Below are 25,607 nucleotides of genomic sequence, written 5' to 3' on the forward strand. Positions count from 1 at the left end.
ACCCTTGCCGCCGCGCCTTGAGCGGGGAGGCCGGGGCCGGCCGCGGGTGTCAGTCGGCGATCTCGATCGCGTAGTTCTCGACCACGGTGTTGGCCAGCAGGCGTTCGCACATCTCGGCGACGCGGGCGCGTGCCTCGGCGGCGTCGGATGCCGCCACGTCCAGCTCAATATACTTGCCGAGATGGACGTCGCCGAGTTCGGCATAGCCGAGCCCGTGCAGCGCATTCGCGATCGCCTTGCCCTGCGGGTCAAGGACGCCGGGCTTCAGCGTCACATGCACGCGCGCCTTCATCACGCTTCCTCCTCGGTGGGAACGTCGGGGGTCAGGTCGCGGGCGGGATCTTCCGGCAGGATGCCCAGCCGGCGCGCGACTTCCTGATAAGCTTCCTCGACCCGGCCCATATCGCGACGGAACCGGTCCTTGTCGAGCTTCTCGTTGGTCTTGACGTCCCAGAGCCGGCAATTGTCGGGGCTGATCTCGTCGGCCAGGATGATCATGTCCTGGTCTTCGTCGAACACCCGGCCGAATTCCAGCTTGAAGTCGACCAGCTTCAGGCCGACGCCCAGGAACAGCCCGGTCAGGAAGTCGTTCACCCGGATCGACAGATTGAGCATCTCGTCGATTTCGGGGATGGTGGCCCAGCCGAAAGCGGTGATGTGCTCTTCGGTCACCATCGGGTCGTTCAGCTGATCGGCCTTGTAGTAATATTCGACGATCGCGCGCGGCAGACGCTCGCCTTCTTCCAGACCAAGGCGCGTGGCGAGAGAGCCGGCGGCAATATTGCGGATCACCACCTCGATCGGGATGATCTCGACCTGACGCACGAGCTGTTCGCGCATGTTGAGGCGCTTGATGAAGTGGGTCGGCACGCCGATTTCGCCGAGCCGGGTCATCAGGTATTCGGAGATGCGGTTGTTCAGCACCCCCTTGCCCGTGATGACACCCTTCTTCTTGTTGTTGAAGGCGGTCGCGTCGTCCTTGAAGTACTGGATCACGGTGCCGGGCTCCGGACCCTCGAAAAGGATCTTGGCCTTGCCTTCGTAGATGCGCCTGCGGCGGGACATGGGCGTCCTCCGGGGAGTTCGAACGACCGGAGCGGGCGGGGTGGTCCCCGCCGGGACGATAAGGGCTCCGGTCCCTGAGGAAATCGGTCTGCCCGGGCAGACAGAGATGTCGGCCCGGCGCGCGCGAAACATAGACAATTGATGACGGCAAGACAACGGGTTCCGTCATGCGCGTGCCCCGCACATTCGCGGACCGCGCGAGCAGCCGGAGCGCGATCCGCAGATGCGTTGCGCTTTGCAGCTTACAGGGCTTTGGTCTCGCGCTTGTCATACCGCAAGTGCACAATGGATTGTGCAATTGCACCAGAATGGAGCCCGTGACCCTTATGACCGCATCGCCCGCCGCTGATACAGCCCGCACCGGCCCCCTGTCCGGCCCGCTCGCCGGCCGTCGGGGCCTGATTGCCGGTATTGCCAACGAGCATTCCATCGCCTGGGGCTGCGCCAAGGCGTTCCGGGCGCTGGGTGCGGATCTGGCCATCACCTATCTCAACGAGAAGGCGCGGCCGCATGTCGAGCCGCTGGCACGCGAGGTGGATGCCCGGATGCTGCTGCCGCTGGATCTGCGTGATCCGGCGGCCCTTGATGCCGTATTCGATCGGATCACCGCCGAATGGGGTTCGCTCGACTTCCTGGTGCACTCGATCGCCTTCGCGCCGATCGAGGATCTGCACGGCCGGCTGACCGATTGTTCGCAAGCGGGTTTCCTTCAGGCGATGGATGTGTCGTGCTGGTCGTTCATCCGCATGGCCAAGCTGGCCGAGCCATTGATGACGAAGGGTGGTACACTGATCTGCATGAGCTATTTCGGCGCCCAGATGGTCGTGGAACATTACGACGTGATGGGGCCGGTCAAGGCAGCGCTGGAATGCTCGGTACGGTATCTGGCGTCGGAGCTGGGGCCGCGGGGGATCCGGGTGCATGCGGTCTCGCCCGGACCGCTTGCCACCCGCGCCGCCTCCGGTCTGACAGGATTCGACGATCTGCTGGCCAAGGCGCATGAAAAGGCGCCGATTTCCAGCCTGCTGTCGATCGACGATGTCGGTGCGGCAACGGCGATGCTGGCGACCGATGCGGCAAAGCTGATGACCGGCCAGACCCTGTTCGTGGATGGCGGTTACCACATTATCGACTGACCGGTCGCTCCTTGGGCCCAAGGAGGTGCCGGTTGCGCTAGGCATCGCACGCCGCTGCTGGTATGAGAAGGGCGACACGGCCGTCAATGCCGGCAGGAATGCCAGAGACTCAAGGAATGCCCAAGACTATGGCGTCCGAGACTATGGCGCCCGAACCGGGAGCGGCCGATGCCGGGGTCCGGACCCACCGACCGAGGTTTTGCAGGAGTAGTCCCGCGATGAGCACTTTCGACAACCGCGAGCGCGCCGAAGAGAACCGCTTTGCCCACGACCAGGAGGTGGCCTTCAAGGCCCGTGTGAAGCGTGCCCGGCTGCTTGCGGCCTGGGCCGGCCCCCAGATCGGCCGCACCGACATCGCCGCCTATGGCGACGAACTGGTCGACGCCGACATGCAGGAGCCGGGCGACGAGGACATCATCGCCAAGCTGTTCGCCGACTTCAAGGCGGCCGGGGTCGAGCTGTCACGCCACACGGTCGAGGTGCAGCTTCAGCGCCTGGGCGAACAGGCGAAGGCCGAGGTTCGCGCGTAGGCCTGACCGCCGGAATCTCCTGACCGCCGGAATCGCCGATCCACAGACAGAAGCCCCGCGTACAGCCCTGTGCTGCGCGGGGTCTTTTGTGCGCGGCCCTGGTCAGATCGAGAGGATACCAACCCCCGTCGGCAGGTTCTCGTCGGGATAGCCCCATTGATGGCTGACCACGCGGGTCTGTCCCACCCGATAATCGACATTGTGGTGGGTATGACCATGGATCCACAGGGCCGGCCCGTGGGTCAGCATCATGGCGGTCATGTCCGACACGAAAGCGGGGGAAAGCGGACTGCCCTCGAACCGCGGCTCCACCGATGCCGGGGCCGGGGCGTGATGGGTGACGACAATGGTGTCATCCGGCCGCGCGGCGCCGAGCTGGGCCTGAAGCCAGCGGGTCGCGGTCCGGTTCAGCGCCCGGGCATCCGCTGGTTTGAACAGCTGTTCGCCGTGATGGATGCGGCTGTGGTCATAGAGCACCGCTTCGGCCGTGGCCATCGCATCCGTGGCCGCATCCGCGCCATAGAGCTGGTAATCGGTCCAGGCGGTGCAGCCCAGAACCCGGATCGTCCGGCCATGCGCGGTGATGTCGGTCGCATCGCATTCCAGGAAGCGCACGCTTTCGGTGGCCTCGGCGGTCGCACGCAGATGCCGGACCAGCGTCGCCTGGTCGTGGCCATAGAATTCGTGATTGCCGGCCACATACAGCACCGGCAGCGCACCGAAGCTGCGTGCCGCCCATTCCATGCCCGTCGTGCCATTGGCGATGTCGCCGGCCAGGATCACCAGATCGGCACCGGCGGCGCGGGCGGTATCGGCGGCCTCGCGCCCCAGGGCATCGATGCCGGCCTGTGCGGCTTCGGCACTCAGTCCGCCACGTTCCAGGCGCCGCCGCCGCACATCCAGATGCAGGTCCGACAGCAGGGCGATACGCAGCGTGGTCATGAGGCTGGCTCCGGTTGGGGGGGCGACGGGTTAAACATGGCGGGCCCCGGTCGCGGTTCCAAACGAAAACCGGGCATCTCCACATTGGAAGATGCCCGGTTTTCGTGATGGCTGCGACCGGTTCGGCTGCCCGGTCAGGCGCGGCCGAAGACCCGCCGGAAGATGGTATCGACCTGGGCCATGTGATAGCCGAGATCGAACAGGCCTTCGATCTCGGCATCGGTCATGCGGCTGGAGACCTCGGGATCGGCCTTCAGCAGATCGATGAACTGGCCTTCGCCGCGCCAGACCGGCATCGCATTGCGCTGCACCAGCCGATAGGCGTCCTCGCGGCTGACACCCTTCTGGGTCAGGGCCAGCAGCACGCGCTGTGAATGGACCAACCCGCCCAGCGCATTCAGATTGGCCAGCATGCGCTCAGGATAGATCACCAGCTTGTCGACCACGCCGGCCAGTCGGTTGAGGGCGAAATCGAGCACGATGGTGGCATCCGGGCCGATCATGCGTTCCACCGAGGAATGCGAGATGTCGCGCTCATGCCACAGCGCCACATTCTCCATCGCCGGGGTGACATAGCCGCGCACGACCCGGGCAAGACCGGTCAGGTTTTCGGTCAGCACCGGGTTGCGCTTGTGCGGCATCGCCGACGAGCCCTTCTGGCCCGGCGAGAAATACTCTTCCGCCTCATAGACTTCCGAGCGCTGAAGGTGGCGGATTTCCACCGCCAGGCGTTCCACCGAGCTTGCGACCACGCCCAGCACCGCGAAGAACATCGCATGACGGTCGCGCGGGATGACCTGGGTGGAGACCGGCTCGGGCTTCAGCCCCAGCTTCGCCGCCACATGTTCCTCGACCCGCGGGTCGATGTTGGCGAAGGTGCCGACGGCGCCCGAGATGGCGCAGGTCGCGATCTCGTCGCGTGCCGCCACCAGCCGGGCGCGGGCGCGCTGGAATTCGGCATGATAGCCGGCAAGCTTCAGACCGAAGGTCACCGGTTCGGCGTGAATGCCATGGCTGCGACCGATGGTGGGGGTGTTCTTGTGCTCGAAGGCGCGGCGTTCGATCGCCGCCAGAAGCTTGTCCACCCCCTCGATCAGCAGGTCGGATGCCTGCTTCAACTGAACCGCAAGGCAGGTATCGAGTACGTCCGACGAGGTCATGCCCTGATGGACGAAGCGGGCTTCGTCGCCGACATGCTCGGCCAGACTGGTCAGGAAGGCGATGACGTCATGCTTCACCTCGCGCTCGATCTCGTCGATGCGCGGAATGTCGAAGGCGCCGCGTTCCCACACAGCCTTGGCGGCCTCTTTCGGGATCACGCCAAGCTCGGCCTGGGCATCGCAGGCATGGGCCTCGATCTCGAACCAGATGCGGAACTTGTTCTCCGGTTCCCAAATCCGGACCATCTCGGGGCGGGAATAGCGCGGGATCATCTCTAAGGGCTTCTCTCGCAAACAGAAAACATCATGCCACCGGTTCCGTCCGGCCGCTTCGGTCTGGGTTATAGCCTGTGGGGCGCCCGGGGGCAAAGTCTGGATACGGCCGGCCACACCTGTCAGCACAGCCGCCCAGGCGCGGCGGGTCGTGAAAAATGCGGCCTTCCGTTTACGTTACCTGTCGAAATCGGATGTGGAAGACACGATATGCCGTTCTGAAATCGGCCCGCCAGCCATCGGCGGCGCAGGGAGGTCTTGTGGGAATGGGCCGGAAGACGAACACGCCCCGGCAATGTGTATTCGGGCTGTCCTACGCGCTGGCCGGGGCCTTGTTGGGCCTGGCCTTTGCGTGGGTCGATGGCGAGGGACCGATCTTCGTCCCGGTCATCTACGGCACGGTGATTGGCGGGGCGATGATCGCCTTTGCCCGTGGCGCGCTGTTTCCCCGGCTGTCGGCCTGGCTGCGTCGGCAGGCAGCCCCGGTCTATATCCTTGCCACGATGGCCGTGTGGACAGTGCTGGCCCTGGCCGGCTATGCCGTCGTGGGCCTTGGATTCCAACTGTACGAACGCGCCATCGGGCCGATCATGGACCATCAAGGCGTGGTGGGCGATTGGCTACTGTTGCGCGCCGATGTGCTGGTCTTCGCGATCGCGGCATCGGGTGTGCTGGGATTGATGGCGCGGGTGCGGGATCTGATCGGCACCCAGGTCTTCCTCAGCCTGCTTCTGGGGCGTTATCATCGCCCGACGCGCGAGGAACGGGTGTTTCTGCTGGTCGATGTCGTCGGCTGGACCGGAACCGCCGAACGGCTGGGCGAAATTGCCGCCACGGATTATCTGGCCCGGGTTCTCTACACGATCGGCGGCCCTGTGCGGCACAACCGGGGCACGATCGATCGCTATGTCGGCGATCAGGCGATCATCTCGTGGAAGATCGTCTGCGGCGATGACCACGCCCGGCGCCAGACCGACCGCGCGATCACCTGCGCCTTCGATATTCTTGAGCGGCTGGACCGCACGGCCCAGGATTTCCTGCGCCGGTTCGGCGAGGCACCACGGGTGCGGGCGGTGCTGCATGCAGGGCCGGTGGTGGTGGCGGAACTGGGCGATGCCAAGCATGAAATCGCCTTCATCGGCGATACCATCAACACCGCGGCCCGGCTGGAGGCGCTGGCCAAGTCGCTGAAGGAACCGGTTCTGGCATCGGATGCCGTGCTCGGTCTGGCGCCATTGCCGGATGGTGTGGTTGCCGAATCGCTTGGCGCGCACAGCCTGCGCGGGCGGGCGGAAGTGATCGGCGTTCATGGCCTGCATCGGGTGGCCGGTCTGCGGGCGGCAGCGGGTGATCCCGCCCAGGCAGCCCCGGCTGGCGGACCGGCCACGGTGCTGGGCGCTACAGGATACCCAGCGCCTTGAAGCTTTTATAGCTGCGCCGGCCGATGATGATGTGGTCGTGCACCGAAATATTCAGGTGACGCGCCGCTTCGACCAGCTTGCGGGTCAGGTCGATATCGGCGGGCGAGGGGGCTGGATCGCCGGACGGATGATTGTGGACAAGAATAATCGAAGAGGCGGCATGCTCCAGCGCCCGCTTCATCACTTCGCGGGCATAGACGGGCGTGTGATCGACGGTTCCCTGCTGCTGGATCTCGTCGGCGATCAGCCGGTTCTTGCGGTCCAGAAACAGAACCCGGAACTGTTCCACCCGCAGATGACCCAGATCGGCCATCAGATAATCCATCAGGGCCTGCCATGACGAGAACAGCGGGCGGTCGATCACCTCTTCGCGCAGCGACCGGATCATCAGGGCCTCGGTCAGCTTGATCTGGGCGATCACCGACGGACCGACGCCCTCGATCGCCTTCAGCCGTGCCGGTTCGGCATGCAGAACACCGCCCAGCCCGCCGAAAGCCGCCAGCAGGCGCTTGGCGATCGGCTTGACGTCGCCGCGCGGGATGGCGCCGGCGATCAGCAGTTCCAGCATTTCGTAATCGGCCAGCGCATCGGCGCCACGATCGAGCAACCGGTCGCGCAGGCGTTGACGATGGCCATGATAATGCGGCCGCGCGGCCCCCGCCGGCGCCGCCCCGTCATTCTGTGCCGCCTCGTCATTGCCGGCGGCCGGCGTGCGTCCGGCCGATGCCTCGTTCAAGGCAGGGCCGGCCGCCGCCGCCGGTGGCGATTGCCACCACGGCATCTGCTCCACATCCGGCGCGGTCGCGGCCACATCGGCCGGTGCCGTGAGTGCCGGTGCCGTGAGTGCCGGTGCCGTGAGTGCCGACGCCGCGAGGGGCGGCGGCGTGTCGACCTGTGCGGTGTCGGCCGGCGGCGGGGAGGGTGCCGGCTCGGATGCGGGCAGGCCGGCGGTTCCGTTACCCGTGGCGCGCGCAATCAGCCCGGCGGCACGCGCAAATCCGCTTGGGCCCCTTGCGCCTGGCCCTCCTGCCGGCGGCACCTCGGGGCCGCGTGGTCCGGTCATCGCGTCACGTCCGTCATGGGCATGGCCTCCGGTCAAGGGCGGGCGGGCAGATGTGGTCAGGCGGCGATATCGCGGCGATAAGGCGGGCGGTCGAGGCCGAGGGGCGAACCGGTGAAGATCTCGAACCCGTCATCGGTCACGGCGACGCTGTGTTCGAACTGCGCCGACAATTGGCGGTCGCGGGTGACGGCGGTCCAGCCATCGGACAGGATCTTCACGTCGGGACGGCCCAGATTGACCATCGGTTCGATGGTGAAGAACATCCCTGGCTTCAGTTCCTCGCCGTCGCCGCGACGGCCGTAATGCAGCACATTGGGCTGGTCGTGGAACACCCGGCCGATACCATGGCCGCAGAAATCCCTGACGACCGAGCATTTCTGCTTCTCGACGAAGCTCTGGATCGCATGGCCGATATCGCCGAAGGTGGCGCCCGGCTTGACCGCGGCGATGCCCAGCATCATCGCCTCATAGGTGATGTCGATCAGCCGTTCCGCCTTGCGCGAGATCCGGCCCACCGGGAACATCCGGCTGGTATCGCCGAACCAGCCGTCGAGGATGACGGTGATGTCGATGTTGAGGATATCGCCCTCGATCAGCGCCTTCTGATCGGTCGGGATGCCATGGCAGACGACATGGTTGATCGAGGTGCAGATCGATTTCGGGAAGCCGCGATAGTTCAGCGGCGCCGGGATCGCGTCGTGCTCCAGGATGAACGCATGGCACAACTGGTCGAGATGCTCAGTTGTTACTCCCGGTTGCACGTGCGGGGTGATGAAGTCCAGAACTTCCGCGGCCAGACGACCGGCACGACGCATGCCCTCGAAATCTTCGGTGGTGTGAATTTTGATCATTGCTTCCTGGCTTCCTGCTTTCCCCCGACGGCTGTCGCCGTTCCGGACCGGGCGTTCTGTGCGTTGGCAGATTTATCTGCATAGATATTACACCGAGGGGCCAACGGCAATCGCGCGACATGCGCGTTTTCGTGACATCGGTCATCCGATGGCGGCAGATGTGCCCGAACCGGCCACGGGCAGGGGGCCGGTCAGGCGGATTCCGGCCGCATCGGCGGTGAAGCCCAGCGCCATCACCTCGACCCCTGCCGCCCGCGCCGCGACCAATGCGGCGGCATAGGCCGGATCGATATCGGCCGCGACGTCGACACGGTCGACATCGCCGCGCATCACCGCATAGACCAGCACCGCGCGCGCGGTGCCGGCCGTGGCCAGCGCCGCCAGTTCGGCCAGATGCCGGGCGCCACGCTGGGTGCGGGCATCGGGGAAGGCGCCCTGCCCCGGCTGGCGCGACAGGGTGACCGATTTCACCTCGACATAGACCGGTTGCGGCCGATACGTGCCGGCATCGGCATCTGTCGGTGCTGCGGCCGGATCGAGCACGATATCCACCCGCGAGCCGGTGCCATAGCGGACTTCGCGCCGCAGCGCCACCCCCGCCGGTGCCAGTGCCGGCACCCGGCCGGCGGCGATGGCTTCGGCGACCAGACCGTTCGCGCGCCCGGTATCGACCACGACCAGCGCGCCGCCTGCCGCCTCGACCAGAACCCATGACAGCGGCAGTTTGCGTTTCGGGTCGGGCGATCGCTGCGGCCAGACCCGGGCGCCGGCATCGGCCAGACCCAGCATGCTGCCGGGATTGGCGACATGGACGGTGGTTTCGGTTCCGTCCGGCAGCACGACATCGGCCAGAAAGCGCTTATAGCGCCGCACAAGCCGTGCCGGGGTCAGCATCGGCGTGAAGACGAGATCATGACCGGCGCCCGGCGGTGATGCGGCGCGCGCGTGGTCGGTGGCTGTATCGGCAAGTGCTGTCTGATCGGGCATGGCGTCAAGACTACGGCCACCGGCGGCCTGCGCGCAACGGCGCTGCCGTCATCATGTCGGGCTGTATCGCAGAGGCTGGCCGCCGCCGCCGCAAGGTCGCATAATCCGGGGGGTTCGGAACCGATGGCCAGGACGGGAGCCTTCATGATCAGGCGCGACGCGACATCCGCAAGCCGGCGGCGGGCAGTGCTGACCGGTGCCGGCGGTATGCTGGGCCGTCATGTGGTGGCGCGGCTGGCGCGAGATCCGGCGCTGTGGGCGATGACCGCCTTCGTCCGGCCCGAGACCACGGCCCCGGTGCGCGACTGGTTGACCGCCCATGGTGTGGATCTGATCGAGGCCAGTCTGCTCGACGCCCATCAGATGGCGGCGCGCACTCCTGACGATACCGATGTCGTGCTGCACCTTGCGGCCGATACCTCGACCGACCCGCGCGATCGCGCGCGCCAGTGGCAGACCAATGTCGAGGGCACGCGCGCGGTCGCCGAAGCCGTGCTGCTGACCCGCGTGCGCCGGCTCGTCCATGTCTCCTCGGCCTCGGTCTATGGTTTCGATCGCCATCGCATAGACGAACATGCACCGCAGGTGGGCAGCGACCATCCGGTCGCCTATGTCGCCAGCAAGGCCGCCGCCGAAGAGGTGGTGCGGGCCGCGATCGCCCGCGGGCTGGATGCCGTGATCCTCAATCCCGGCCATATGCTGGGGGCCTATGACCTGAACAACTGGGCGATGATGATCCGGCTGGCCGCGGCCGGGCGGCTGCCGGCGCTACCGCCCGGCGGTGGCAGCTTCGCGGCGGCAGCCGCCGTCGCCGATGCCGTTGTCGCCGCCATCGACCGGGCGATGATCGGCGAGAATTATCTGCTGGGCGGGCCGGTGGCGAGTTTTCGCGAGTTGATCGGCCGCAGCGCCGCCATCCTCGACCGGCCGCTGACCAGCCGTGTCGCCCCCGCCTGGGCGCTGATCGCAGCCGCACGGGTGATCGAGCGACTGGCGCGCCTGACCGGCAGCCGGCCGTCGATCACGGTCGATGCGGCGGTCGTGTCGTGCCATTCGGTCGCGATCGACAGCGATCGGGCGCGACGCGATCTGGGCTATGCGCCGGCCGCCCTCGACGACATGCTGCGTGAGACGATCGACTGGCTGATCCTGGCCGGCCTGATCGACGCACCGCCGCGCCCGGCAATCTCTGGCTGATCAATCCCTGGCTGATGAGTGATGACCCGATGACCGAGACCCTTGAGACCGCCCTGACCGCGGGCGATGCCGGCGCACCGCGCACTGCCGCGATCCTGGTGATCGGCAATGAAATTCTATCCGGCCGCACCCAGGACGTGAATGTCCGCATGATCGCCACCAAGCTGGCGCCGGCAGGCATCCGGGTGGTCGAGGTGCGGGTGGTGCCCGATATCGAGGACGAGATCGTCGGGGCCATTCATGCGCTGACCGCCAGGGCCGATTATCTGTTCACCACAGGCGGCATCGGCCCCACCCATGACGACATCACCGCCGCCGCCGTGGCGCGGGCAATGGGGGTGGCGCTGATCCGCGACCCTGAGGCCGAGCGCCGCCTGACCGCCTATTACCCGCCCGAGAAGCTGACGCCCGCGCGGCTGCGGATGGCGAACGTCGCCGAAGGGGCGACGCTGATCGACAATCCGGTGTCGATCGCACCGGGATTCCGGATCGGCAAGGTCCATGTGATGGCGGGCGTGCCCCAGATCGCCGCGGCGATGATGGACAATATCGTGCCCACCCTGACCGGCGGCGCGGTCACCCGCGCGGTCACCATTGCGATCGACGGCGCCGAGGGCGAGATCGCCCAGCCGCTGGGCGAGGTGCAGGCCCGCCACCCGCAGGTTGAAATCGGCTCCTATCCGGCATTCCGTGGCGGCAAGCCTTCAGTCAGCCTGGTGCTGCGCGGCACCGACACCAGGGCGCTGGATGTGGCCGAGCGCGACCTGCTGGCGGTGCTGTCGGCGATGGCGGTGGCGGTGATCGGTCGCGAAGCATCATAGCCGCGGGACTGCACCGGCTCTCGTGAAACTCGATCTGGACAGATCGGGGCGCGGCCGATATTGCTTGGCCGGTCAGCGCCGCGATTCCACCGGCGCGTGGCCTGTGGCGCGGACGTGGCGAAATCGGTAGACGCAGCGGACTTAAAATCCGCTTCCTCTGGAGTGCGGGTTCAAGTCCCGCCGTCCGCACCAGCCTTCGGAACAGCTCTCATAGACAGCCTGTCGGGCTGGCCTGCAATTTGCTTCACCCTGGTGGCATAACACGCATCCGGTTTGTGGAGCTTCGGGCATGACGGTTCAGGCAAGCGGTGCCGGCGGGATTTCCGCTTTCGATTTCAGGGCATTGCGGCGTCAGGATGGCGGGGCGGCACCTGTTGGCGGTGCGGCAGATTTTGCCGGGGCTGCTGCTGGTGGGGCGGCAAACTCTTCCGGTGCAGCGCCCACCGGGCCGGTGTCGGCAGGCATGCCGGCCGGGGCCATCGGCCAGTCGGGCGCGACCAGTCAGACCCTGTTCATGGCCCAGCTTCTGGGTCAGGACACCGAGATGGCCGCATCGTCGGGCACGGTCGACGCGCCCGTGACCGGGGCGGATGCCTCGGCGGATGAAGATGGCCCGTCGGCGGCGGAGACAGCCTTCCTTGAATTCATGGCCATGACCCCTGCGGAACGCTATCGCGCCATGTTCCTGGGTGAAGAGGGGCTGACCGAGGAAGAGCTGGCGGCCATGTCGCCCGAGGAGCGCGCCAAGATCGAGGCCCGCATTCAGGAGCGGATCGAGATGGCGATGAACGACCAGATGTCGGAAGGCGTGAGCCCTGATGCCGCCGCCGATCTGGCGGCCGGCATGCAGGACGCGGCCATGAACGCGGTTTCGGGTGATGATGCCCAGAGCGGCGCCGGCGGCCGGCAACCGATGGGCTTCGGCGATCGCAGCCGGTTCGATGACCTGCTGCGCGCCGCCACCGCGGCCTGAGATCCACGGTCACCGATCTCAATGTCGTTGCAGTGGCGGCGGTTGACGGCCTGACGGCGTCGGGTGGGCATCCAGCCTGGGGCCATCGTGAAAGATCTCGGCCTCCGCGCGGTCCAGATCGTTCAGGCTGTGGGCAAGGGCGGTGCCCCAGACCAGATGGGCCGCCAGCATCAGCAGGTTCCGGCGCATCGGGTGGTCGGTGGCCGGGCGCAGGATGCGGGCCGCCGGGATCCAGCCCAGATAGCTGACTACCCAGACCAGCGCGCCATAGCCGGCACCGGCCCGCACCCCGCCATGCGGGCGCCATGCTGCGAACAGGCTGCCGGCAACGGCACCGAAAGCGAAATGAGACAGCAGAGTGGTGATACGGCGCGCGGGCTCAGGCATCGCCTGACCCGTTTCCGTAGCCTCCCCCACCTGTTCCATGATCTGGCGCGGTGGCAGGGGATACTGGTCGCGGGCCGGCAGCAGCGGCTGCATCCGCCGCATGGCCGAGGTCATGGCGACCGTGGCCATGATGCCGGCGATGGCCCCCAGCATGGCGTTGCGCATGGCGGTCACTCCGACCCGTTGCGGTGGCTGCGGGCGATCCACAGACCCAGAGCCAGACCGCCGGCCGCGAAGGCGAGGCTGCCGGCCGTTCCCAGCCGGGGCAGGCGGTCGCGGCCCGGCTGACGCCACGGCCCGTGCACGGCATGATTGCGGCGTGCCGCCCCGAACACGGCAGGATCGCGCAGATCCTGTGCCTCGCGGGCATGGGTCGCCTGACTGCGCCAGCCGAAGCGGCCCATCAGCCGGTCGGCCAGCCCCGGCATCAGCCGGTTCAGAATGCCGAACTGAACCGTGGCGGCGCCGACCCGCACCGATCGGCGACGCATGGTCACCGCGTCATAAATGGCGGCGGCAACCACCTCGGGTTCATAGACCGGCGGCATCGGCCGGGGGACGCCGCCCTCCATACGGCTGCCGGCATGGGCAAAGAACGGCGTGTTGGTTGCCGGCGGATGGACGATCGCCAGATGAATGCGGCTGCGGGCGTGAATCAGCTCGGTGCGCAGAGCCTCGGTGAAGCCGGTGACGGCGAATTTGGCGGCGGTATAGGGCGCCTGCAGGGGCACACCGCGCAGCGCCACCACCGATCCGATATTGACGATGACCCCCTCGTCGCGGCGGCGCATCCGGGTCAGGGCCGCGCGCGTGCCGTTCACGGCACCCATATAGCTCACATCGGTGACCCGTCGGAATTCCTCTTCGGAAATATCCTCGAAGGGGGCATAAAAGCTGACGCCGGCGCCATTGATCCAGGCATCGATCTGCCCGAAACGGCCTTCGATCCGGGATGCCGCGGCATCCACCTCGCGGGCATCGGCCACGTCCGCCGATGCGGTTTCAACCTCACCACCGGCCGCGACGACATCCGCGGCCGCCGCTTCCAGCCCCTCTTCGCCGCGTGCGATCAACCCGACCCGCCAGCCACGTTCGGCGAACAGCGCCGCCGTGCAGCGGCCGATGCCCGACGAACCGCCGGTGATGACCACCACCGGCTGCGGACGATTGGGGCTGCGCTGCTGGTCGCCGATCTGGTGTCGTGCCTGTCGCATGATACGGGCTCCGCTGATGGCTCGGGGGATGCTCCAGGGCTCAACCCCGGCGGGGCGCCGCGGTTCCCGGGCCGGAACCCGGGGCAGCCGGTCGGGGTTTGGATGTCAATGAAGCCGGCATACGGTTCGGCAGCGGAGAGGGCGTGTCGTGCATATCTTGGTGACAGGGGCAACCGGGCTGATCGGATCGGCGGTGACGGCGCGACTGCTGGCCCTTGGCCATCAGGTGACCGGCGTGGCGCGCAGCGTGGGCGAGGCCGCGCGTCGCATGCCGCAGGTCCGCGGGCGGGCCGTCGACATCGCCCGGACCCGCACGGCTGCCGGCTGGGCGCCGGCGCTGGCCGGGGTCGATGCGGTGGTCAATTGCGCCGGCGCCCTTCAGCACGGCGGGCGTGATGATCTGGAGGGCGTGCATACAACCGGTATCGACGCACTTTATGCTGCGGCCGAACAGGCAGGCATAAGGCGGGTGATCCATATTTCGGCGATGGGGGTGGATCGGGCGACCCCCACGGCCTTTTCGCGCACCAAGCTTGCCGGCGAGCAGGCGTTGATGGCCCGCGATCTGGATTGGGTGATCCTGCGGCCATCGGTGGTGATCGCGGATGTCGTGTTCACCGGCGTGGCGCTGGCCATGCATGTCGGCTATCCGCTGAGCCAGGGCTGGATTGTGCTGTCGATCGCGCTCTATCTGGTCACCGGCGCCTTCTGGCTGCCGGTCGTGTGGATGCAGATGAAGATGCGCCGGCTGGCGGCCGAGGCGGCGGTGGCGGGCGCGCTACTGCCCGCCGCCTATCACCGGTTATACCGTACCTGGTTCGCCTTCGGCTTTCCGGCCTTTGCCGCCGTCACGGCCATTTTCTGGCTGATGATCAGCCGGCCCGCGATCGGCTTCATCGACGGGTGATGTGGCCGGCCTCACGCGTGGCGACGCCGGCGGTCAGCGCAGTTCGATCTCGACGAAGGCGAAGGGTTCGGTTGCCGACGGATTGACCACATTGTGATCGGTGCCGGCGGTGCCGGCATATGAGGCGCCGGCGCTGCGGTCGACCAGCCGGCTGGTGCCGTCTGGCATCTCGATCAGCAATTGCCCGGTGGTCAGCGGTACAACGACATAATCCAGCCCATGACAATGCGGGCCGGTTTCGGCACCGGGGGCGAAGCTCCACAGGGTGACGCAGACCCGGTCGTTGTCCACCTGTACGGTGGGGACAGCCTGGGGGCGGGTGGGGGTCGTGGTGGTTTCGGTCATGCGATGGTCTTTCTGTGGGCCGCGATGTCAGGCAGCAGGGGCGGTGTCCATTATGCCAGCGATCGCGCGCGCGGCCAGCACCGAGACCAGATGTGCACGATAGCGCGGGCCGGCATTGGCATCCGACAGCAGCCCGGCTTCAGGCAGCCGCGCGGCACGGGCCGCGGCCGGGGACCAGTCGGCGGTCAATGCCTGTTCAAGCACGGTGGCGCGGAACACGCCCTGGCTGCCGGCACCGGTCACCGCCACCCGTGGCCCGTCGGCAAAGCGGCTGACGAACACGCCGCAGACCGGGAAGCGCGAGGCCTGGCTGCGCAGCTTGGCATAGCCGGCGCAGGCCGGTATCGCCAGCGACGCGGCGGTGACGATCTCGCCTGGCATCAGCGCGGTCTGAAAGAAGCCCTGGAAGAAGTCCGCGGCCGGGATCACCCGGCGGTCGGTGACGTTCCATGCGTCCAGTGCCAGGGCGGCGGCGGGATAGTCCGCCGCCGGGTCATTATTCGCCAGCGATCCGCCGATGGTGCCGCGGGCACGCACCGCCGGGTCGCCGATATCCCCCGCCAGCCGTGCCAGGGCCGGCAGGACCGTGGCGACGAGCTGAGAATCCGCGACCGTCGCATGGGTGGTGCCGGCACCGATGACGAGGCGGTTGGGCTGTCGGGTGCCCTCGTGAACGCTGCCGTCCTCGATCCGGATCGTGTCGAGGCCGGCGATCCGGCCCAGATCGATCACCGCGTCGGGTGCCGCCAGACGCTGGCGGATCACCGGCAGCAGGGTCATGCCGCCCGCGAGCGGCACGGCATCTGGCAGCTCCGCCAGCAGGCGCACCGCCTCGGCAATGGTGGCGGGGGCGTGATAGGCGCCGATCTGCATGGGGTCTGCCTCCGCTCAGGCGGTCGCGGCGGCCGCCGAGCGGATCGCCTTGACGATGTTGTGATAGCCGGTGCAGCGGCAGATATTGCCCTCAAGCGCGCGGCGGATGGTGGCGTCGTCGACATTGGCGCCATGGCGGTCGATGATCCCGGCGGCGCTCATCACCATGCCGGGGGTGCAGAAACCGCATTGCAGGGCATGGTGCTCGCGGAACGCCGCTTGAAGCGCGCTCATCCGGCCGTCCTCGGCCATGCCCTCGATGGTGCCGATCCGACGGCCATCGGCCTGAACCGCCAGCATCGCGCAGGATTTCACCGGCACGCCGTCGACATGAACCATGCAGGCGCCGCATTGCGCGGTGTCGCAGCCGATATGGGTGCCGGTCAGTGCCAACTGGTCGCGGATCAGGGCCACCAGGGTTGTACCGGGGGCCACCCGGGCGGTCACTGCGGCGCCGTTCAGGGTGAGGGTGATGTCATGCATCGGCCGTGTCCTCTGCGCGCAGGCTGGCGGCCTGAATGGCGGACCACACCTTTTCAGGCGTTGCCGGCATGTCGAGATGGCGCACGCCATGGTCATGCAGGGCGTCGCAGATGGCGTTGATCACCGCCGCCGGCCCGGCGATGGCCGATGCCTCGCCGCAGCCCTTGGCGCCGACCGGATTGGTGGTGCAGATGGTTTCCATCGACACAAGCTCCACCGCCGGCACGTCGGTGGCGCGCGGCATCGCGTAGTCCATGAACGACCCGGTCAGCAACTGCCCGGTCTCGGGGTCGTAACGGCAGAGTTCCATACAGGCCTGGCCGATCGCCTGGGCGGCACCGCCATGGATCTGGCCCTCGACGATCAACGGGTTCACGATCCGCCCGAAATCATCCACCGCCAGATAGCGATCGACAGTGGTCGTGCCGGTCTCAGGATCGATCTCGACCTCGACGATGTGGCAGCCATAGGGGAAGGTGAAGGCCTCCGGGTCGTAATAGGTCGTCTCGTCGATACCCGGTTCCATGCCGGCCGGATAGTCGACCGGGGCATAGGCGCGCCGCGCCACCTCGGTGAAATGCAGGCTGCGATTGCCGGTCCTCGCCCGGAAGATGCCGTCGGTGAGGTCGATATCGGCAGCGTCGGTGCCCAGCATATGGGCCGCGATCCGCTTCATCTTGGTGACGACCTTGTCGGTGGTCACCGCCAGCGCCGATCCGCCGACCGACAGCGAGCGTGAGCCATAGGTGCCGACGCCATAGGGCACCTTGGCGGTGTCGCCATGAACGATCTCGATCAGCGCCGGATCGATGCCGGTCTTGTCGGCGACGATCTGCGCGAAGGCGGTCTCGTGGCCCTGGCCGTGGGAATGGCTGCCGGTCAGCACGACGATGCCGCCGGTGGGGCTGACCCTGACGGTCGCCACCTCGAACTGCCCGCCGCCGAGCCCGGCTTCGATCAGCAGCTTCGACGGCCCCATGCCGCAGGCTTCCATATAGAAGGCGACACCCATGCCGCGCAGGCAGCCCCGGGCTTCGGTCGCGGCCTTGCGGGTGCTGTAGCCGTCGATGTCGGCGGCGGCGCGGGCAAGATCCATCAGCGCCGGCAGGTCGCCGGAATCATAGGTCCACAGGAACGGCGTCTTGTAGGGAATGGCATCGGCCGGAATGGCGTTGCGCCGCCGGATCTCGAACGGGTCCATCCCCAGTTCGCGCGCCGCCGCCTCGACGATCCGCTCCATCACATAGGTGGCCTCGGGCCGGCCGGCGCCGCGATAGGCATCGACCGGCGTGGTGTTGGTGAACACCCCCTGGACATGGACATACACATCGCGCAGGGCATAGGGGCCGGGGAAGGGATTGGCATAGAAGAAGGTCGGAATCGACGGCGCGAAGGTGGAAAGATAGGCGCCCATATTCGCGATGGTGTGCACCTTCATTGCCCGGAAGGTGCCATCGCGATCCAGGCCCAGCGAGACGCGGGTCACGTGATCGCGGGCATAGGTATCGGCCTGGAAGGCTTCCAGGCGGCTGGCGATCCAGCGCACCGGCCGGTTGATCCGGCGGGCGGCCACCAGCACCAGCACCTCTTCGGCATAGTGATAGATCTTCATGCCGAAGCCGCCGCCGACATCGGGCGAGATCACCCGGATCTTTTCCTCCGGCACCTTCAGCGTGCTGGCCGACAGGGTGACCCGGATCGAATGCGGGTTCTGGCTGGAGGTATAGAGCGTGTAATCGTCGCGGCCGCGGTCATAGATGCCGAGCGTGCCGCGGGTTTCCATCGGGCTGGCATTCACCCGGTTCTGCACCAGATCCAGCGTCACCACATGGGCGCTGGCCGCGAGTTGCGCATCGACGGCGGCCGCGTTGCCAAGATCCCAGTCGAAGCACAGATTGTCGGGCAGCTCCGCGCGCACCTTCGCCGCACCGGGCATCAGCACGGTGGCCAGATCGGTATGACAGGGCCATACCTCATAATCGACCAGGATCGCTTCGGCGGCGGTCTCGGCCTGCTCGGCCGTCTGTGCCACCACTGCCGCGACCGGGTCGCCGACATGCAGCACCCGGTCGACCGGGATCACCGGATGCACCGGGTGGACCATCGGGCTGCCATCGCGGCTGACCACAGGCCAGGCGCAGGGCAGGCCGCCGATATCAGAGGCGGCAAGGTCGGCGCCGGTGATGATGTCGAGCACACCGGGCAGCGCGCGGGCGGCGGCGATATCGATCCGCCTGAGCCCGGCGGCACCATGTGGCGAGCGCAGGATATACATATGAGCCGCGTCCATCGCTGCCGCGGCATCCGCGACATAGTGGCCGGCGCCGGTGAGGAAGCGGTAATCCTCTTTCCGCCGCAGGGGCTTACCAACCCAGCTCATGACCATCTCCCTGATGATGCGCCGCCGCCCGCGCCTCCGCTGTCCCGCCATGATGGCGCAGGCGTCTCCCCATGCCGGATGCGCTGGGGCATCCGGAACGCCTGCGGGTCCGGGATGATGCGAGGTGTGGCTTGCGTGCCTTAAAATCAGGCTTGCCCAAGGAGGGGGCATTGTAAAATAGAATTAATCGACGGGCGGTATCGGGTTTTCTGATAGCGCGTGGCGGTGGAACGGCACTCGCGCGCATGATCGCGACCGCCGCTCCACCCGCATCCGTCCGGTCAGGGCACCAGCAGAAGGCTGCCGGTGGTGGCGCCGGCCTCCAGATCAGCCTGCGCGCGGGCGGCATCGGCCAGACCATAGCGGCGGCCGATGGTGGGGGCGATACCGCTTTCCATCGCCCGGATCACCTCCAGGGCGGCGGCGCGATAGGTGTCGGGCTCGGCCGCATAGGCCATGACGCTGGGCCGGGCAAGGGTCAGCGACCGCACTGGCCCCAGATCCTCGACCAAGAGCGGCGGAATCGGGCCCGCGGCCTGACCGATGCTCGCGACGGTGCCGAAGCGGCACACGCAGCCAAGGGTTCGGGCCAGCATCGTGCCGCCGATACCGTCGATCGCGACGTCGACGCCCCGGCCATCGGTCAGCGCGCGAACCTCGGCCACGATGTCGGCATCACGGCCGATGATCACATGATCGATGCCGGCCTCGCGGGCGATCTGCGCCTTCTGCGGCGTGCCGGCGGTGCCGATGACCGTGGCGCCGCGTTGCTTCGCCCATGCGGTGAGCGTGGTTCCAAGGCCGCCGGCGGCGGCATGGACGAGGATCGTGCTGCCGGCGCCGACGGCATGGGTGCGGGTCAACAGCATGTGGGCGGTCAGGCCACGCAGAAACGACGCGGCGGCGATGTCGCTGCCGATCGCATCGGGCAAGGGGATGGCGCGCCATGCGGGAAGCAGGCGGCTTGCCGCATAGCCGCCGGTCAGGCCGGCATAGACGATGCGATCGCCGATCTTCAGGCCGTGCACATCGGGGCCGACCGCCTCGACCACACCGGCGCCCTCGACGCCCAGAACCGCCGGCAGCGGCAGGCGATAGAGCCCGGTCCGCTGATAGATGTCGATGAAGTTGACGCCGATTCCGTCATGGCGGACCCGGATCTGACCGGGGCCGGGGTCTGCCGGCGCGCAGGGCGCGACCCGCAGGCCATCGGGTCCGCCGGTTGCGGTGAGTTCAATCTGGATATCCATGATCATGCCTCCGTTCTGATGCGGAGGTTGTGGCATGATCGGATCGGGTGGAAAATTCCCCATGAATTGACATCTGTTGTGAGAAAATGACCCGATGAATTGGGAAGACCTGCGCCATTTCGGCGCGCTTGCCGCCGAAGGAACATTGTCGGCCGCCGCCCGCAGGCTGGGGGTGGAGCATGCCACCGTGGCCCGGCGCGTGGCGGCGCTGGAACGGGCGCTGGGTGTGGCGCTGGTCGATCGCCGCGGGCGTCGCTTCACGCTGACGGCGGATGGCGAGCGGATCGCGCTGGTCGCGGCGCGCATGGATGACGATGCCCGCGCGGTCGCGCGGGTGGCGGCGGGCGCGCGTGCCACATTGACCGGCACCGTCACGCTCAGCGCGCCGCCGGCCCTGGCGGTGCGGTGTCTGACGGCGCCACTGGTGGCACTGCAACGCCAGCATCCGGGCCTTGCCATCCGCATTATCGGAGAGGCGCGCAGTGCCTCGCTCGATCGGCGCGAAGCCGATCTGGTGGTGCGGATCAGCCGCCCGGATGACGGCGACCTGGTCATCGTCAAGCTGGGGGAGATGGCGTTCCGCTTCTATGCCAGCCCCGATTACCTGGCAGCGGTTGCGGAACCGGACTGGTGCTTCGTGGGCTATGAGATGACGGCGGGCCTTGCCGCACAACAGGCGGTGCTGGTCGATTTCGCCGCCGGCCGGCCATTCTCGATCCATGCCGGCAATCTCGATATCCAGCACGAGGCGGCGCGCGCCGGCGGCGGCATCGCCTGCCTGCCCGACTTCATGGTAACGCCGTCATCGGGGCTGGTGCCGGTCGCGGCCACGATCCAGCCGCTCCGCCGTGACATCTGGCTGGCGATGCATGCCGACATGAAGGAGGCGGCGCCGGTTCGTGCGGTCAGCCGGCATCTGCGGGCCCTGTTCTCGGCGCCGGGTGCCCCGTTCGCATCAGGCCCGGTGTAGTGGCGGACCATCTTCGCCGAACCGTTATGTCCCTTCGAACAACCGGGGCGCCTGTTCCCAGATCAGCAGCGCGGTGCAGCCGATATCGCTTCGCACCTTGTGCTCGGTACCGGGTTCGTTGACCACCAGCGTTCCGGCGTCATAGGTGCCGGTGTCGTCGCTCTGGCGGCCGGCCAGGATCAGGATGGTTTCGCGGCCGGTATGGGCGTGGCGGGGCACGTCGCTGCCGGGCGCATAGCGCAGCAGCGCGGCCGCGGCACCGCCATCGGGGGCGCGATGCAGCCAATGGGCCTCGACACCCGGCCGGAACGGCACCCAGTCGAGGGCGTCGCGCGCGGCCGCGTCGAGCAGGCCGGCGCGCAACACGGCGGGCAGGTTGGTGATCGTGGTCATGGGCGGCTGGCCTCAAGCGCGGTGAGGATGGCATCGACCGGGGCCGCCCATCCCACGATCCCGGCCTGGGCGGTGACCATGGCGATGGTCGCGGCCTTGAAGGCGGGGAAATAGCTGTCGGTGGCATCGATTGCCAGCAGGCAGTCGAAGCCGCGATCATTGGCCTCGCGCATCGTGGTCTGAACGCAGACCTCGGTGGTGACGCCGGCAAAGACCAGGTGGGTGACGCGGCGCGCCTGCAATTCGGCCATCAGCGGCGTCGCGTGGAAGGCGCCCTTGCCGGGCTTGTCGATCACCACCTCGCCGTCCACCGGCGCCAGCTCGGGAATGATCGCCGCCCCTGGCTCACCCTGGATCAGGATCCGGCCCATCGGCCCGGCATCACCGATCCGCAAGGGTCCGGGGCCGCGGCCGTGCTTGGTGGGCGGGCAATCGGACAGGTCGGGCAGATGGCATTCGCGGGTGTGGATAACCGGCAGGCCGGCCGCGCGGAACCCCGCCAGCAACCGCGCCGTCGGGGCGATCGACGCCCTCAGCAGCGACACATCATTGCCAAGGGCGGCGCCGAACCCGCCGGGTTCAAGGAAATCGCGCTGCATGTCGATGATGATCAGCGCGAGCCCGGCCCGCGCCGCGACATAATCATAGGGCTCGGCCGGGATGGTCAGCGTGGCCGCTGCGGTCATGGGGTCGTGGTCCTTCCCGGTCAGTGGCCGGCCATGTGGCGGCCGATCGCCAGACGGTCGGCCGTGGCGCCGCTGGTCTCATGCACGATCCGGCCATCCGACATCACCAGAATGCGGTCGGCCAGTTCCAGAAGCTCGTCCAGATCCTCGCTGACCAGCAGCACGGCGGCGCCGCGATTGCGCGCCTCGACGATCTGGCCATGGATATCGGCGACCGCCTGGAAATCCAGGCCGAATACCGGATTGGCCGCCACCAGCACCTCGACATCGCCGCCGATCTCCCGTGCCAGCACCGCGCGCTGGACATTGCCCCCGGACAGGGCGGCGATCGGCGTGTCGGGCGAGGGCGTGCGCACATTGTAGCGGGCGATCAAATCGCGCGCGGCGGCCCTCATCCGGCCTTTCGACAGGAACCAGCGGGCGCGGGCATAGGGCGGCTGGTCGAAACGGCGGAACGCCATGTTCTCGGCCACACTCATCCGGCCGACGCAGGCATTCTTCAACGGCTCTTCCGGCAGCAGGCACACCTTGTGGCGCAGCATGTCGGACCGCCGCGCGGTATAAGGCGCGCCGTCGACCATCATCCGGCCGGCATTCGCCGGGCGCTGCCCTGCCAGCACCTCGACCAGCGCCCCCTGGCCATTGCCCGAGACGCCGGCGATGCCGACGATCTCGCCGCGCCGCACCGCCAGCGTCACCCCGCGCAGCGCGGCCTCGCCGGCATCATCCAGGGCTTCCAGCGCATCGACGGTCAGGGCCACCGCGCCGGGCGGCTGATCGGTGCGCGCCGCGGGTGCCATGGCGGTGGCGCCACCGATCATCATGCCGGCCATCGCGTCGACGGTGAGTTCGGCCACGGCGCCGCCACCGACCAGACGGCCCCGGCGCAGCACCGACACATCATCGGCGAAGGCCAGAACCTCGCGGAATTTATGGGTGATGATCAGGATGGTCAGCTCGCCCGCCCGGGCCATCCGCGCCAGCAGGCCCAGAATGTCGTCGGCCTCGTCGGGCGTCAGCACCGAAGTCGGCTCGTCCAGGATCAGGAAGCGGCAGTCCAGCCAGATCTGCTTCAGGATCTCGACCTTCTGCTTCTCGCCGGCGGCCAGGTTTGCGACCGGCGCATCCAGCGGCACCTGGAACGGCATCCGGGCCATGAAGCCGGCAAGCCTCGTCCGTTCCGCCTGCCAGTCGATCACCGCCGGCAGTTCTGCCTGGGCCATCACCAGATTCTCAAGCACGGTCATGCCGGGCACCAGGGTGAAGTGCTGATAGACCATGCCAATGCCCAGCGCATGGGCCTGGCGCGGATTGGTGATCGGCTGTTCCCGCGCGCCCACGATGACAGCACCTTCCTCGGGCCGGTAATAGCCCATGATGCACTTCACCAGCGTCGACTTGCCGGCGCCGTTCTCGCCCAGCAGGGCATGCACGCTGCCCGGCCGGACCTTCAGGTTCACGCCGTCGAGGGCGGTGAAGGCGCCGAAGCGCTTGGTCATCGCCACCGCTTCCAGCCCCAGCGCGCGCGGCGCCGGTGCATCGGCGCCGGCGGCTGTGGCCGCAATATCGGGCAGGGGGCCGCTCATGGCAGGGCCTCGATGAAGGCGTCGGCGGTCGACACCGATCCGAACACGCCGCCCTGCATCTTGATCATCCGGATGGCATGGTCATGATTGGCCCGGTCGGTGGCCCCACAACAGTCTTCGAGCAGCAGGCATTCGAAGCCGCGGTCATTGGCCTCCCGCATCGTGGTGTGCACGCAGACATCGGTGGTGATGCCGGTCAGCACGATGTTGCGGATGCCACGGACATGCAGGATCAACTCAAGATCGGTGGCGCAGAACGACCCCTTGCCCGGCTTGTCGATGATCGGCTCGCCGGCCATCGGCGCCAGTTCCGGGATGATGTCCCAGCCGGGCTCGCCCCGCACCAGAATGCGGCCGCAGGGGCCGGGATCGCCGATGCCGGCGCCGATCCGCTGCGACCGCCACAGTTTGTTGGCCGGCAGATCGGACAGATCCGGGCGGTGGCCTTCACGGGTGTGGATGACATGATAGCCCCGCGCCCGCATCGCCGCCAGCACCCGCCCGATCGGCCCGATCGGCGCGCGGGTGAGACTGAGATCATAGCCCATCGCATCGACATAGCCGCCGACGCCGCAGAAATCGGTCTGCATGTCGATGATGATCAAAGCGGTGTTGGCCGGTGTCAGTCTGCCATCGAACGGCCAGTCGTAAGGGTCGCCCGGGATGGTGCGGAGATCGGTCGCGGTCATGCGGCGGCATCCTCGTTCGGGGCCATGGGTTCAGACGATGCGGGACGGGGGAAGCGGAAAAGGGGGGCGGGTCGGGGAAAGGCGGTTGCTGGCGACGGTCAACGGGTGACGCTGAGTTCTCCCGGCGCGCCCGCTAGTTTCCGGCGCGACGACGAGGCGAGAACCATGATCAGCAGGGTCAGCGCATATGGGGCGGCGTTGAACAGGTAATAGCCCTGGGTGACGCCGACCGCCTGAAGGGCCGGGCCCAGCGCGCTGGCGCCGCCGAACAGCAGGGACGCATAGAAGCAATAGAGCGGGTTCCAGCGCGCGAAGATCACCAGGGCAACCGCGGTGATGCCCTGGCCGCTGGACAAGCCCTCGTTCCAACTGCCCGGGTAATAGAGCGACAGGAACGACCCGCCCACGCCGGCCAGAAAGCCGCCGGCCATGGTCGACCACATCCGCACCCGGTCGGGGGCATAGCCCATGGCGCGGGCGGCATCGGCGCTGTCGCCCACCATCCGCACGATCAGCCCGGCGCGGGTGGAGCGGAAACCCCACAGCATCGCCACCGCCAGGAGCGCGCCGATCACGAACAAGACGTTGATCTGCAAGGCCGACCGGATCTGCGGCACATCCGACCAGAAGCCGAAATCGACGGCCGGCAGATGCGGCGCCGTCGGCTGGATGAACGGCTTGCCTAGAAAGAAGGCAAGGCCGGTGCCCAGCAGCATCAGCGCGATGCCGACCGCGATGTCGTTGACCTTGGGCAAGGCGCAGATCGTGGCATGCAGCAGGCCGAAGACCATGCCGAGAAACCCCGCCACCAGAACCCCGGCCCAGGGCGAGCCGGTGAGATAGGCGGTGCCATAGCCGCCCATGGCCCCCATCACCAGCGTGCCTTCCAGGCCCAGATTGATCCGGCCGCTCTTCTCGGTCAGGCATTCGCCCAGGCTGACGAACAGGAACGGGGTCGAGATGCGGATGGCACCGGCGATCACCGCCAGCGGCACGCCCCACCAGCCCAGAGCTGCATCTTCCAT

General features: G+C 67.6%; 27 protein-coding genes and 1 tRNA gene. 9 read left to right on the plus strand and 19 right to left on the minus strand.

All coding sequences use genetic code 11. The features are described from left to right. Positions 1 to 49 precede the first annotated feature (49 nt). Complete coding sequence (gene purS / locus IEW15_RS13815) at positions 50 to 292, minus strand: phosphoribosylformylglycinamidine synthase subunit PurS (protein WP_188578874.1); 243 nt, start codon at positions 290 to 292, stop codon at positions 50 to 52. After that, the gene (gene purC, locus IEW15_RS13820; RefSeq protein ID WP_188578876.1) at positions 292 to 1,065 is read right to left on the minus strand and encodes a phosphoribosylaminoimidazolesuccinocarboxamide synthase; all 774 of its coding nucleotides are present in this window, start codon (positions 1,063 to 1,065) and stop codon (positions 292 to 294) included. Before purC ends, purS begins: the two co-directional genes overlap by 1 nt. A 326-nt stretch (positions 1,066 to 1,391) precedes the next feature. Here purC and fabI point away from each other — a divergent pair, with 326 nt between their 5' ends. Next, positions 1,392 to 2,201: an enoyl-ACP reductase FabI gene (gene fabI / locus IEW15_RS13825; protein ID WP_188578878.1), complete on the plus strand. Its 810-nt coding sequence runs from the start codon at positions 1,392 to 1,394 to the stop codon at positions 2,199 to 2,201. 218 nt (positions 2,202 to 2,419) lie between these two features. Then, positions 2,420 to 2,731: a DUF1476 domain-containing protein gene (locus tag IEW15_RS13830; protein WP_188578880.1), complete on the plus strand. Its 312-nt coding sequence runs from the start codon at positions 2,420 to 2,422 to the stop codon at positions 2,729 to 2,731. A 102-nt stretch (positions 2,732 to 2,833) separates the two neighbouring features. Here the strand turns inward: IEW15_RS13830 and IEW15_RS13835 are convergent, their stop codons facing one another. Beyond that, positions 2,834 to 3,673, minus strand: coding sequence for a metallophosphoesterase (locus tag IEW15_RS13835; protein ID WP_188578882.1), 840 nt, complete (start codon positions 3,671 to 3,673; stop codon positions 2,834 to 2,836). 134 nt (positions 3,674 to 3,807) lie between these two features. Then, complete coding sequence (gene purB, locus IEW15_RS13840; protein ID WP_188578884.1) at positions 3,808 to 5,106, minus strand: adenylosuccinate lyase; 1,299 nt, start codon at positions 5,104 to 5,106, stop codon at positions 3,808 to 3,810. A gap of 266 nt (positions 5,107 to 5,372) precedes the next feature. On the opposite strand from purB, the gene IEW15_RS13845 reads away from it, so the two are divergent. Continuing rightward, positions 5,373 to 6,527, plus strand: coding sequence for an adenylate/guanylate cyclase domain-containing protein (locus IEW15_RS13845; RefSeq protein WP_188578885.1), 1,155 nt, complete (start codon positions 5,373 to 5,375; stop codon positions 6,525 to 6,527). Here the strand turns inward: IEW15_RS13845 and radC are convergent. The 3 genes from radC to sfsA form a co-directional block, all read right to left on the minus strand. After that, positions 6,505 to 7,308 carry a RadC family protein gene (gene radC, locus IEW15_RS13850; protein ID WP_188578964.1) on the minus strand — a complete coding sequence of 268 codons (804 nt, stop codon included), beginning with the start codon at positions 7,306 to 7,308 and terminating at the stop codon, positions 6,505 to 6,507. The two genes, IEW15_RS13845 and radC, sit on opposite strands and share 23 nt — an antisense overlap. A gap of 338 nt (positions 7,309 to 7,646) precedes the next feature. After that, positions 7,647 to 8,441 (minus strand): type I methionyl aminopeptidase, encoded by a 795-nt coding sequence (gene map / locus IEW15_RS13855; protein ID WP_188578887.1) that lies wholly within the window; start codon positions 8,439 to 8,441, stop codon positions 7,647 to 7,649. 141 nt (positions 8,442 to 8,582) lie between these two features. Further along, complete coding sequence (gene sfsA / locus IEW15_RS13860; protein WP_229708104.1) at positions 8,583 to 9,428, minus strand: DNA/RNA nuclease SfsA; 846 nt, start codon at positions 9,426 to 9,428, stop codon at positions 8,583 to 8,585. Between the two features lie 144 nt (positions 9,429 to 9,572). On the opposite strand from sfsA, the gene IEW15_RS13865 reads away from it, so the two are divergent. The 4 genes from IEW15_RS13865 to IEW15_RS13880 all read left to right on the plus strand — a co-directional run bounded on the left by IEW15_RS13865 (position 9,573) and on the right by IEW15_RS13880 (position 12,419). Further along, positions 9,573 to 10,625, plus strand: a complete 1,053-nt coding sequence (locus tag IEW15_RS13865) for an NAD-dependent epimerase/dehydratase family protein (protein ID WP_188578889.1) — start codon at positions 9,573 to 9,575, stop codon at positions 10,623 to 10,625. A gap of 29 nt (positions 10,626 to 10,654) precedes the next feature. Beyond that, positions 10,655 to 11,446, plus strand: a complete 792-nt coding sequence (locus IEW15_RS13870) for a competence/damage-inducible protein A (protein ID WP_188578891.1) — start codon at positions 10,655 to 10,657, stop codon at positions 11,444 to 11,446. Between the two features lie 108 nt (positions 11,447 to 11,554). Then, a tRNA-Leu gene (locus tag IEW15_RS13875) sits at positions 11,555 to 11,638 on the plus strand. A gap of 97 nt (positions 11,639 to 11,735) precedes the next feature. Then, positions 11,736 to 12,419, plus strand: coding sequence for a hypothetical protein (locus tag IEW15_RS13880; protein ID WP_188578893.1), 684 nt, complete (start codon positions 11,736 to 11,738; stop codon positions 12,417 to 12,419). Between the two features lie 18 nt (positions 12,420 to 12,437). Here IEW15_RS13880 and IEW15_RS13885 read toward each other — a convergent pair whose 3' ends face one another. Beyond that, on the minus strand, positions 12,438 to 12,971 hold the full coding sequence (locus tag IEW15_RS13885) for a DUF1440 domain-containing protein (RefSeq protein WP_188578895.1): 534 nt from the start codon (positions 12,969 to 12,971) through the stop codon (positions 12,438 to 12,440). Between the two features lie 5 nt (positions 12,972 to 12,976). Next, complete coding sequence (locus tag IEW15_RS13890) at positions 12,977 to 14,020, minus strand: SDR family oxidoreductase (RefSeq protein ID WP_188578897.1); 1,044 nt, start codon at positions 14,018 to 14,020, stop codon at positions 12,977 to 12,979. A 160-nt stretch (positions 14,021 to 14,180) separates the two neighbouring features. On the opposite strand from IEW15_RS13890, the gene IEW15_RS13895 reads away from it, so the two are divergent. After that, positions 14,181 to 14,927 (plus strand): DUF2269 family protein, encoded by a 747-nt coding sequence (locus IEW15_RS13895; protein WP_322111504.1) that lies wholly within the window; start codon positions 14,181 to 14,183, stop codon positions 14,925 to 14,927. 33 nt (positions 14,928 to 14,960) lie between these two features. Here the strand turns inward: IEW15_RS13895 and IEW15_RS13900 are convergent, their stop codons facing one another. From IEW15_RS13900 to IEW15_RS13920, 5 genes are all read right to left on the minus strand, one after another. Then, a complete protein-coding gene (locus IEW15_RS13900; RefSeq protein WP_188578901.1) occupies positions 14,961 to 15,272 on the minus strand; it encodes a cupin domain-containing protein in 312 nt (103 codons plus the stop codon). Positions 15,273 to 15,299: 27 nt separating this feature from the next. Then, positions 15,300 to 16,145 carry an FAD binding domain-containing protein gene (locus IEW15_RS13905; protein WP_188578902.1) on the minus strand — a complete coding sequence of 282 codons (846 nt, stop codon included), beginning with the start codon at positions 16,143 to 16,145 and terminating at the stop codon, positions 15,300 to 15,302. A gap of 15 nt (positions 16,146 to 16,160) precedes the next feature. After that, positions 16,161 to 16,628, minus strand: coding sequence for a (2Fe-2S)-binding protein (locus IEW15_RS13910; protein ID WP_188578904.1), 468 nt, complete (start codon positions 16,626 to 16,628; stop codon positions 16,161 to 16,163). Next, the gene (locus IEW15_RS13915) at positions 16,621 to 19,008 is read right to left on the minus strand and encodes a xanthine dehydrogenase family protein molybdopterin-binding subunit (protein ID WP_188578907.1); all 2,388 of its coding nucleotides are present in this window, start codon (positions 19,006 to 19,008) and stop codon (positions 16,621 to 16,623) included. The genes IEW15_RS13910 and IEW15_RS13915 overlap by 8 nt, the downstream gene beginning before the upstream one ends. Positions 19,009 to 19,289: 281 nt before the next feature. Next, positions 19,290 to 20,258, minus strand: a complete 969-nt coding sequence (locus IEW15_RS13920) for a quinone oxidoreductase family protein (protein WP_188578909.1) — start codon at positions 20,256 to 20,258, stop codon at positions 19,290 to 19,292. A 94-nt stretch (positions 20,259 to 20,352) separates the two neighbouring features. Between IEW15_RS13920 and IEW15_RS13925 the strand changes: the two genes are divergently transcribed. Then, on the plus strand, positions 20,353 to 21,228 hold the full coding sequence (locus IEW15_RS13925; protein ID WP_188578911.1) for a LysR family transcriptional regulator: 876 nt from the start codon (positions 20,353 to 20,355) through the stop codon (positions 21,226 to 21,228). A gap of 24 nt (positions 21,229 to 21,252) precedes the next feature. Here the strand turns inward: IEW15_RS13925 and IEW15_RS13930 are convergent, their stop codons facing one another. The 5 genes from IEW15_RS13930 to IEW15_RS13950 all read right to left on the minus strand — a co-directional run bounded on the left by IEW15_RS13930 (position 21,253) and on the right by IEW15_RS13950 (position 25,607). Next, positions 21,253 to 21,621, minus strand: coding sequence for a cupin domain-containing protein (locus tag IEW15_RS13930; RefSeq protein ID WP_188578912.1), 369 nt, complete (start codon positions 21,619 to 21,621; stop codon positions 21,253 to 21,255). Beyond that, a complete protein-coding gene (locus IEW15_RS13935) occupies positions 21,618 to 22,307 on the minus strand; it encodes a cysteine hydrolase family protein (protein ID WP_188578914.1) in 690 nt (229 codons plus the stop codon). Before IEW15_RS13935 ends, IEW15_RS13930 begins: the two co-directional genes overlap by 4 nt. A 20-nt stretch (positions 22,308 to 22,327) precedes the next feature. Then, a complete protein-coding gene (locus IEW15_RS13940; protein WP_188578916.1) occupies positions 22,328 to 23,893 on the minus strand; it encodes an ABC transporter ATP-binding protein in 1,566 nt (521 codons plus the stop codon). After that, a complete protein-coding gene (gene biuH, locus IEW15_RS13945; RefSeq protein ID WP_188578918.1) occupies positions 23,890 to 24,582 on the minus strand; it encodes a biuret amidohydrolase in 693 nt (230 codons plus the stop codon). The genes IEW15_RS13940 and biuH overlap by 4 nt, the downstream gene beginning before the upstream one ends. Before the next feature lie 98 nt (positions 24,583 to 24,680). Next, positions 24,681 to 25,607 (minus strand): ABC transporter permease, encoded by a 927-nt coding sequence (locus tag IEW15_RS13950; RefSeq protein ID WP_188578920.1) that lies wholly within the window; start codon positions 25,605 to 25,607, stop codon positions 24,681 to 24,683.

Origin of the sequence: Tistrella bauzanensis (genome assembly GCF_014636235.1) — a bacterium.
GTDB lineage: Bacteria > Pseudomonadota > Alphaproteobacteria > Tistrellales > Tistrellaceae > Tistrella > Tistrella bauzanensis.